Origin of the sequence: Streptomyces sp. URMC 126 (assembly GCF_051386555.1) — a bacterium.
GTDB lineage: Bacteria > Actinomycetota > Actinomycetes > Streptomycetales > Streptomycetaceae > Streptomyces.
In genome coordinates, this window is the sequence record NZ_JBPQTX010000523.1 from 1 (window position 1) to 2,907 (window position 2,907).

The 2,907-nt window shown below is 77.1% G+C and carries 3 protein-coding genes; all 3 read right to left on the bottom strand.

Annotated features, from left to right (window positions below):
* Positions 1-918 (bottom strand): energy-coupling factor transporter transmembrane component T (locus ACSNOK_RS32240; protein ID WP_436784337.1); only part of this gene is annotated, 918 nt, incomplete at its 3' end.
* Positions 888-1,580, bottom strand: a complete 693-nt coding sequence (locus tag ACSNOK_RS32245) for an SCO2322 family protein (protein ID WP_436784338.1) — start codon at positions 1,578-1,580, stop codon at positions 888-890. The genes ACSNOK_RS32245 and ACSNOK_RS32240, both read right to left, overlap by 31 nt.
* Positions 1,577-2,902 carry a prenyltransferase/squalene oxidase repeat-containing protein gene (locus ACSNOK_RS32250; RefSeq protein ID WP_436784339.1) on the bottom strand — a complete coding sequence of 442 codons (1,326 nt, stop codon included), beginning with the start codon at positions 2,900-2,902 and terminating at the stop codon, positions 1,577-1,579. The genes ACSNOK_RS32245 and ACSNOK_RS32250 overlap by 4 nt, the downstream gene beginning before the upstream one ends.
* Positions 2,903-2,907 lie beyond the last annotated feature (5 nt).

Genomic DNA, 2,907 nt, shown 5'->3' on the forward strand with positions numbered 1-2,907 from the left:
CAGCAGGACGGCGAGCCGCAGGGCGTCGTACAGCGCGAACAGCAGCCCCTCGGCCGTCACCCGGCCGCCGAGCCGCAGCCCGGCCAGGGCGGCCACGACGCCGGCGAGCAGCAGCGGCGTCCCGTACTCCGCGCCCTCGTCGGCCAGCAGGCCGTACGTGCCCGCGCACACGCCCAGCAGGCCGCCCAGGGTGAGGACGGCCGTCGTACGCCGCACCGCGGACGGGACCCGGGCCGTACGGCCGTAACCCCGCGCGTCCATGGCCGCGGCCAGGGCCACCGAACGCTCCAGGGCTCCCTCCAGCACCGGCAGCCCCACCTGGAGCAGGCCGGCGAAGCCCCGGTCCGGCCGGCCGCGCAACCGCCGTGCGGCGCGCACCCGTTGGACGTCCGCGACGAGGTTCGGCGCGAACGTCATGGCGACGACGACCGCGACCCCCGCCTCGTACAGCGCGCCCGGCAGGGACTTCAGCAGCCGCGCGGGGTTGGCGAGCGCGTTGGCGGCGCCCACGCAGACCAGCAGGACGGCGAGCCGCAGGGCGTCGTACAGCGCGAACAGCAGCCCCTCGGCCGTCACCCGGCCGCCGAGCCGCACGCCCCGCGCCCAGTCGGGGAGCGGGACTTCGGGGAGGACGACGACGGTGTGGGTGCCGGGGATGCGCGAGCCGAGGAAGAACGCGAACAGCAGCCGGATGCCGATGACGAACAGTCCGAGCTTGAGGAACGCCCCGTAACTGCGCGCCCAGGGCGCGTCCGTGCGCCGGACCGCCACCACATAGCCGGCGACGGCCAGCAACAGCGCCAGCAGGAGGGGGTTGGTCGTCCGGGACGCGGCGGCGGCCAGCCCCAGCGCCCAGATCCACCACGCGCCGGGGTGCAGCGCCGGCGTCACCGCGCGCGCCGCCGGCGCGCCTGCCACAGGGCGGCGGCGCCGAGCGCGACGACGGCCGCGACACCGCCGATCAGGCCGGCGGAGGGGCCGGCGTCGTCCCCCGCGTCCCCGCCTCCCGTGTCCTCGGCCGCGGCGGAGGCCGTGGCCTTCGGCGCGTCCACCTTCTCGCCGCAGCCCGTCCGCGGGTAGCCCTCGATGCCGCACAGCAGGGCGGACGAGTTGTAGCGCAGCGGCTTGGCGACGGCCGCGAGCGCGTCGGCGGCGGTGGCGTCGTCCGCGACCCGCGCGCAGGCGGCGCGGGCCGCGGGCGGGCGCTCGCCGCCGGGGGCGTCGGCGGGGGTGCCGAAGTCGAGGACGACGGCGATCCGCTTGCCGCCGTCCCGGGCGGGTTCGCGACCGCAGACGGCGGCGAAGTCCGGCGCGGTGCGTGGCTTCGCGGCGTCGGAGGAGTCCGCGCTGACGGCGAAGCGGAAGCCGACCGCGTCACCGTCGCCGGGGCGCGCCTGCGACGGGCCCTGGGTGGCGTACGTCCAGCCCTTGTCGCTGTTCTGCCAGAACGACCAGTAGCGGTAGCCGGCCGCGTGCGCGGGCACGGCGCCCGCCACGCCGGCTACCACCGCGAGGAGCCCGAGGAGCACCGCGAGGAGCGCGGCGCGCCACAGGGTCCCGGCCGGGCGGACAGGGGTCACCGCTTCTTCCGGCGGTTGCTGAACAGGAAGCCCACGCCGACGGCGGCGACGAAGGCGACGGCCACGAACCACCAGGTGCCGGAGGACGAGTCCTTCTCGTCGTCCTTCTTCTCCTCGTCGGACGTGGCGGCGGACTCGGGGGCGGGCCCGGTCGCGTTCAGCTTCGCCACCAGGTCCGTGCCGCCGAAGTCACGGGGGTCGGCGCCCGCCGCGCGGGCCGCGAGCACCAGCTTGGCGAGGCGGCCGGGGTCGCCCTTGTGGTTGTCGCCCTCGGCCCAGGCCAGGGTCTTGCTGTCGGCGGACTTCAGCCAGTCCAGCGCCTTGCCGGCCGCCTCGCGGTGGCCGCCCGCGGCGAGCGCGGTGACCGCGTCGGCGGTGGTGCCGTAGTCGGGGCCCTTGGGGGCGCCGGGCATGGACGTCTCCAGCCGGCCGTGTCCGGCGTCGAGCTTCTTCGCCAGGTACGCGGCGGAGGCCGCGGCCGCGGCGGGCGCGTCCTTGGGCTTGCCCTTACCGCCGTCATCGCTGTCGCCGGAGCAGGCGAGCGGCTTGACGGGCTCGTCCTTCTTGCCGTCGCCGGCCGGCTCGACGAGGTAGCCCTTGCCGAGGGCGGCCGTGGTGGCCGCGGCGGACGCGAAGTTGTCGGCGGTCAGCTTCCCCTTCTGCGGCGCCCAGCCGAACCCGCCGCGCTGGTCCTCCGGCGCGTCGCAGCCCAACTGGAAGGTGAGCAGCGCGTCGTACGGGCTCTTGCCGTCCTTGGACCGGATCTTCGCCGGGTCCTGGCCGGCGGCGGCGAACGCGCCGACGGCGGCGGCCGTGGAGTTGGCGTTGCTCTCGGCGCCGGGGTTCATGCCCCAGCCGCCGTCCGCGTTCTGGTGGCCCTTGAGCCAGGCGAGGCCCTTCTCGACCTGCGCGCCGCGCCCGCCGACCGCCGCGAGCGCCTGCACGGCGGCGGCGGTCTGGTCGGGGAACTCGTCCTTGGCCGCGTCGCACGGCTTCCCGGTGTCCGCCCGGAAGCCCGGGAACCCGCCGTCCGCGCACTGCTGCCCGGCCAGCCAGTCCACCGCCTGCTTCGCCGGGGCGACGCCCGTGGCGTGCTGGGCGAGGAACGCCAGCGACTGCCGGAAGACGCCGTCGAACTTCGGGTCCGCGCTGCCGTAGAGGCCGGGCGCGGCGCTCGACGGCGAGGAGGCGGCCGGGGACGCGTCGGCGACGGCGGCCGGGATCGCGACGGCACTCAGGACGGCCGCACCGGCCCGGGCCATGGCACCCCTGCGGGTACGGGCGGCGGCCCTGGAGGTACGAACGGCGGGGGAGGGGGCCATGGGGG

Coding starts and splice junctions, on each gene's coding strand:
- ACSNOK_RS32250 (WP_436784339.1), bottom strand. CDS start 2,902: ATGGCCCCCTCCCCCGCCGTTCGTACCTCCAGGGCCGCCGCCCGTACC.